The sequence below is a fragment of the Thermostichus sp. MS-CIW-23 genome, assembly GCF_054059455.1.
On sequence record NZ_JBSSCC010000024.1, the window covers coordinates 40,713 to 46,712 of the forward strand.

At 58.5% G+C, this 6,000-nt stretch carries 7 protein-coding genes; 2 read left to right on the top strand and 5 right to left on the bottom strand.

The features are described from left to right. Positions 1–135: 135 nt before the first annotated feature. From ACVW0B_RS09610 to rpsN, 3 genes are all read right to left on the bottom strand, one after another. Positions 136–1,290, bottom strand: a complete 1,155-nt coding sequence (locus ACVW0B_RS09610) for an RNA-guided endonuclease InsQ/TnpB family protein (RefSeq protein ID WP_457491554.1) — start codon at positions 1,288–1,290, stop codon at positions 136–138. Positions 1,291–1,427: 137 nt separating this feature from the next. Beyond that, on the bottom strand, positions 1,428–2,060 hold the full coding sequence (locus ACVW0B_RS09615) for a ribonuclease D (protein WP_457490032.1): 633 nt from the start codon (positions 2,058–2,060) through the stop codon (positions 1,428–1,430). A gap of 57 nt (positions 2,061–2,117) precedes the next feature. Next, positions 2,118–2,423, bottom strand: coding sequence for a 30S ribosomal protein S14 (gene rpsN / locus ACVW0B_RS09620; RefSeq protein ID WP_011432985.1), 306 nt, complete (start codon positions 2,421–2,423; stop codon positions 2,118–2,120). A gap of 195 nt (positions 2,424–2,618) precedes the next feature. On the opposite strand from rpsN, the gene ACVW0B_RS09625 reads away from it, so the two are divergent. After that, positions 2,619–2,933: a hypothetical protein gene (locus ACVW0B_RS09625; protein ID WP_414344672.1), complete on the top strand. Its 315-nt coding sequence runs from the start codon at positions 2,619–2,621 to the stop codon at positions 2,931–2,933. Here the strand turns inward: ACVW0B_RS09625 and ACVW0B_RS09630 are convergent. Next, the gene (locus ACVW0B_RS09630) at positions 2,930–4,477 is read right to left on the bottom strand and encodes a YcjF family protein (protein ID WP_457491555.1); all 1,548 of its coding nucleotides are present in this window, start codon (positions 4,475–4,477) and stop codon (positions 2,930–2,932) included. The genes ACVW0B_RS09625 and ACVW0B_RS09630 overlap by 4 nt on opposite strands. A gap of 83 nt (positions 4,478–4,560) precedes the next feature. Beyond that, entirely contained in the window at positions 4,561–5,052 is a 492-nt protein-coding gene (locus tag ACVW0B_RS09635; RefSeq protein WP_457491556.1) for a cytochrome c oxidase assembly factor Coa1 family protein, read from the bottom strand. A 519-nt stretch (positions 5,053–5,571) separates the two neighbouring features. On the opposite strand from ACVW0B_RS09635, the gene ACVW0B_RS09640 reads away from it, so the two are divergent. Continuing rightward, positions 5,572–5,886 (top strand): hypothetical protein, encoded by a 315-nt coding sequence (locus tag ACVW0B_RS09640; RefSeq protein WP_457491557.1) that lies wholly within the window; start codon positions 5,572–5,574, stop codon positions 5,884–5,886. Positions 5,887–6,000: the final 114 nt, after the last annotated feature.

The window sequence follows — 6,000 nt, forward strand, 5'->3', positions numbered from 1 at the left end:
CATCAGAGAGAGGGGCAGCCAGCTGTGTTGCCAGATACTTTGTGGGCCGGTGAGGTCCCCCCATGTTCAGCTTCAGGAGATGTGGGATCCCCGAGGGCCCGGTCATCGAAGACAGTAAACTACCCGACACCCGTGCTATGCGCAGGGTGCGGGCTTTATCCCAATCCCTAGCGGCCCCAGAGGACAGCTAAGTTTCGGAATTTCAGGCGAGTTTACAGTCGCCCCAAGGAGAGAGATTACTTGAGCAGCGTTATGGTCAGCATCCCCTTCCCACCCGCAGTGTCCACACTTGAACGACTTACCATTGCGGTAGGACTTACCCCGCTCAGGGTGGATGTGCAGGCATTTGTGGCAGGTCTGACTGGTGTAGGCAGGCGGCACCAGCACCACAGGCACTCCAGCAATGGCAGCCTTGTAGGCTACAAACATCCTGAGCTGGTAGAACGCCCAGTTGTTAGTCCTGCGCCGCTCAGTCTTGCTCCGAGGCTTCTGATTCAGGCGCTCTCGAATGCCCGTCAAGTCCTCAAAAGCCAGTGCCGCACCAATAGCCTGGGCATCCCTGACCAAGGTTTTGCTGATGTTGTGGTTCAGCCATGTCTGGTAGCGTCGTTCTCTCCCAGAGAGCCTTCTCAGCAGCCTCCTAGAGCTGCGAGTGCGTTTGGATTGAACCTTGGCGCGTACACGGCTGAACCGGTCACGGACGGCCTGGATGTATCCTCCGCCCCAAGAGCGTCCGTTGCTAGCGGTGGCGATATCTCGCCTGCCCAAGTCAACTCCGATCACCCTTGGAGTCTTGCCAGTCGGGGGAGTATCCAGCTCAACAGCAATGTTGATGTAGTAGTCCCCTTGCTTGGTCTTAGACAGGGTTGCGCTTGTTGGCTTCTGGCCTCGCAGAAGCGCTATCTGGTAGCCACCGATCTTGAGCTTGAGCCAGACTCGCCCGCTCAACAGAGTCACACCAACAGTCTGTTCAGACTCTCGGTACCTAAAAGTACGCGCATCCAAGGTCAGGCTGGTGGGGCGAAACTTGTGGACTTGCTTCACCGCCTTGGCATTGCTAATCACCCGACGGAGCGCCTGACAGACGTGGTTGGCTTTCAGCCCCGTTGCTGCTCTTACCGGTCGATAGACCAAGTGGTGCAGCTTGGCGGTGTTCCAGCACTTCTCGCGCTTGGCGGTATCCAAGATCTGGTTACAAGCGTCAGCAAATCTCTGCAAGGTGCGGTCAATCTCTTGACGCAACTCTACAGGGACTATCAGCTTGCAACGTACCGATATAGTCTGGCTCATGGGCCTATCGTAGCTCATCCAGACTTTGACCAGCAAACCTATATAGAGGAGGACTTTCCTCCCGACACCAAGCCTGCGGCTATGGTGCGGGCCTCCAGCCCGAAAATTCGGTGACTGTCTATCAAGTAAAGCCCCGCCTACTGATGTTCGAAGACGTTACTGAAGCCCAACAGATCCAGCTCTACCAAAGTAGGCAAATGTTGGAAACACTGCTGCGCCAACTCCCAGCGTTCTTCCCGCCGTAACATCTCCGCCAACTTGTGGCGCACCGGGATCAAATAGCGAACATCGTTGGCGGCATATTCCAGCTGTTCGGCGGATAGCGCGTGGACGGCCCCCCAGTCGGAGCTTTGGGCAGCTTTGTTGAGTTCGACCCCGCACAGCTCGCTCACCACATCTTTGAGGCTGTGTTTGCTGGTGTAGGTGCGGGCCAGTTTGCTGGCAATTTTGGTGCAAAAGACGGGCCACGCCCGGATCCCCAGGTGATAGCGCAGCATCGCCAGGTCAAAGCGGGCGTAGTGGAAAATCTTTTCAATGTTGGGATCCGTCAGCAGCCCCGCCAAAAAGGGGGCCTGCTTTACCCCGCGGCTCAGCCGCAACAGCACCACCTCACCGGCGGAGTTGGCGATTTGCACCACGCAAAGCCTGTCCCGCTGCGGGATCAGCCCCATCGTCTCCGTATCCACGGCCAAGTGGGGTTCCCCGGCCAGGGCCTTTGCCATTGCAGGGGTGAGATCTTCGTCGCAGAGCTGGAAAGGTTGCAGGCCCACTCAGGATCTCTCAAAAGGGTGTTTTGGCTGCATAACCAAGCGGCGAAGGCCAGGCAACTACCAGCTAGACTTGACCACACCTGGCAATAAGCCTCTGTGGGCCATTTCCCGCAGGCTGTTGCGGCACAGGCCGAAATCGCGGAAGTAACCCCGGGGACGCCCGGTTTTCCAGCAGCGGTTGCGCAGGCGTGTGGGCGAGCTGGCCCGAGGGAGTTTTTGCAGTTGGGCGTGCAGCTCCATGCGGGTGGCCTGGTCGATGTTGGGATCGGCCATGGCCGCTTTCAGTTGTTGGCGCTTCTCCCGATACTTCTCGACCAAGCGTTGGCGCTTCTTCTCCCGCTCGATCATGCTCTTTTTAGCCACGGCTCACTGTTTCCCCAGATTTTTCAGCTTTACTAGAATAACGGGGAGCAGCGGCCCCAAGCAAGGGGATCCCAGGCCCGCCCACGGCCATCCTCGCCAATGTTCATCCCTCTTTTCCGCTCTCCGTAGGATCCCTGAGGCCAGCCCCTCGGCTTGGGGGCAACCTACCTCTATAGGCGAGGTTGGTGTTGGGTGATGGCCATTTCCAGAGTGATCCCGTTTATCGCCACCAAGTTTAGGGTTTCCCCAGAGCAGATTGAGGCCACGCGCGTGATTCTCCACAAGCCGCCGGCTCTGTTGGCAGTGCTGAAGTCGGCCTCTCCACTGCCCAAAGAGGTTTTGCAGGATCCCAGTTTGGCCTATATCTATCCTGCCGCCTTCATTCAATGGTCGAAGTGCATGCATGGCTTGGCGGATTGGGACACTGGGCCGGCACTGAGCTACGCCGATTATGTGGCGCAACTGAAGCTGGCCTTCATGCCGACGGATATTGCCCTGAGCGGCCATTAGGGATCCCTTGGGTTGGCCATCCCATTTCGGAAGATGCGCCGGGAAGCCTCGCGGACAAACTCTTTGAGCCAACCGGATTTTTGGGTATTTTGCACCTGGGCTTTGACCACCGCCTGCATCCCCCCTTCTCCCCAGCTTTGGTTGTGCTGGAAATACTCAATGAAGCTCTTGCCGGCAATGCGGGTGAGATAGCCAGCACTGGCTGCCTGAATGGGGGCTGTCGCCAGAAAACCGACGACGCTCACTTCGGCAACGGTGGCCAAGATCCCCGTGGTCAGTTGGATCGCCCCTTCCACCAAGCCCAAGCCCGCTAGGGTTTTGGCCAGAGACAAGGCCAGCTCCCGCCCCTGCTGCAGATCCATCTTGCAGCCGTAAAGGGATCCCAGTTCCACCACCATCTGGGCGTTGATGGCGGCAATGGCCAGCAGATCCACCGCCGGGATGGGGTTGGCAAATACCACCCCTGTAACAATCCACTGAAAGCGATCGATCACTTCCTCGGCTTGGCGGCGCAGTTGGGCTTGGAGAATCCGCTTGGCCTCTTCCCCCAACTGTTGCGATTGCAGCAGGGCATTGTCCAAGGCCAGGGATCCCCCCTCGGCATAGAGCACCGCCTGCACGCGATCCCGCACCGCCGCCACATCCGGCTCCGGTCGCCAGGTTTGGGATCCCACCCGCACAGGGGCTGGAGCAGCGGCAGCTATCAACACATCCTGAGGTGGAATCAGGGGGTAGACCCGCTCCCGCAGGCGTTGCAAGAGGATCTGCCGTTCTTCTGAGGTGTAGCGATCCGCTTTGTTCAGGATCAGCAAGGCCCGCTTGCCCAGGGCGATCAACCGGCGCAAGGGATCCACCTCTGACTGGCGCAGATCCCCATCCACCACCACCAGCAGCAGATCGGCAGCTTGGGCTTGGGCTTGCGCCTCCTGTTCCCGCATCACCCCTGCCGGGCCGATCTCCAAAATGCCGGGGCAATCCAGGATCTGCACCGGCTGCGGGATCCCGGGCAAGTTCCAATCGTAACAAGCTACCGCCTGGGTGGTGCCCAGAGTGGCCCCCACCGCCCCCGCCCGCCGCCCCAGCAGCGCGTTGACCAAAGAAGTCTTGCCCGCCGACCCGGTGCCGAAGACCACCACCTTCAGCTGGGGCTGGGCCAACTGTTGGGCCAGCAGAGCCGACCGCTCCGCCAGCGCTGCCCGCGCCACTTCATCCTGGATTTGCGCTAGCTGCGCCTCCAGTTGAGCCAAGTTCTGTTGCGCCGCTTTCCGCTTGTCCAAGGCCGTCTCCGGCAAGGCAAGGGGTTGGGTAATTTCCCTCCTGCTGGGGGCGGGTTGGCGAAACAGAAACAAGTAGTAGATGGCAGCGGCCAAAAACACCAGCAGCAGCAGCACCAGCACCCCAATCAACAGCCCCCCCAAAATCGGGTGGTAACGGGTGGCGTAGTACAGATCGAGAAACGATTGGATCAGCCAGACGATCAGCCCGGTGAACGAGGCCAACAGCGCCAACAGCAGCAGCAAGCGCAGGTAAGGGAGCGACCGCATAGGGATCCAACAAGGCCACAACCGTTCGCGTCAGCGGGACGGAGTCCTTTTGACTCTACCCGCGGCTGAGCCTATTCGGCTACCTAGATGTCGCCCTCTGGCTGCAGGGGCAGGGCTTCTCCATCCGGCTCTTCCTCTTCACAGCGGGATCCCCCCTCGATGATCGGAATGGCCTGCGGATCCCCGTCAACTTTCACTTGCAGATGGCGCAACTGCCATGCCGAGCCGGCCATGCCCCGCTCCGATTCCACCACCACATCGCCGGTGCGCTGGGCCCCTGTAATCAAAAAGAACAGACACACCCAACCGGCTTCCTCATCTTCCTGAAAGCTCAGCCGCGAGGGCCATCCCGGCTTCAGGGGCTCTCCCAAACGTTCCACCACCACGGCATTTTGTTCGAGCTGCTCCACCGCCAACTGGTAGGTGCGATAGGCACCCGAAGTGCGGATCCCATTCCAGACTAGGATCCCTGCCCCCGCCAGCCCCAGGCCCAACACCGCCAGCAGGCCCAAACAGCCGCAGCCACAGCAGCCCAGAGGGACAGCACAGCCGACTTTTTGTGGAGTTTCTGACACAGCCCATTGCCACCCTAGAATGCCCCCACCCTAACACAAGGCTGTTGCTCATCCTCTATGCCTGCGTTGCCGACAAGGTACAGACAAAAAGCCGAGCAACCCTACGCCATTTGTCGGTGACGAACATCGCTTCTCAGTTCCGTATTGCCACAGATATCTGTTACGGCCTCAAACAACAGCTCGAAAAATCATGGGATCAGCACCTCTTTGGCAAGTTCAAGCAACTCACTGTTGAGTCTAATTTTGTACTGCAGTGAGGATGGGATCCCTACGTATCCAATTGTTGGCTCTGCTCCCACTTCGATTGGAAAGGCTTGTGAAGCAAGGATTTCAAGCTTTTCGCCTGAATAGGATCTGGATGGATCAGAAAGTCAATGGATACCTGGAAAGCCCTATTTCCTGAACATTGGGAAAGATGACAAAGCGCGCATATCGAATCCGCTATTTGGCGGAGTCAATATCAGAGGGATTTATCGAGAATAAGAGCAGCAAAAGGTCTCCATCCAATCGCCTAAACCTATGGATGAAGCGACGACCGTGACCGTGCAGCAGATCATTCAAACCGCCATGATGACCGGTTTGCTCACTACTGCTCAGGAACACGAACTTAACGTAAGGCTATTTCGAGAGGAGTGCTCCGAAGCCGACCTCTTCCTGCTGCGCCGTCTACACCGCTGCCTACGCCAGGGATCCATCCGCCAGATCCCGGCCCTGAACAACACTGTAGCGGTTGGCCGCTTTGGCCCGCCCCTGCGCCTGGTACCGGACAGAGCCGAGACAACTCAGTCCCAGCCGACTGGGTTAAGCCTGGCGAGGGATCCCAAGACCGGGTAGTCAAGCAATTACAAGCAATTAGTAAACTACCCGACACCCGCGCTATGCGCAGGGTGCGGGCTTTATCCCAATCCCTAGCGGCCCCAGAGGACAGCTAAGTTTCGGAATTTCAGG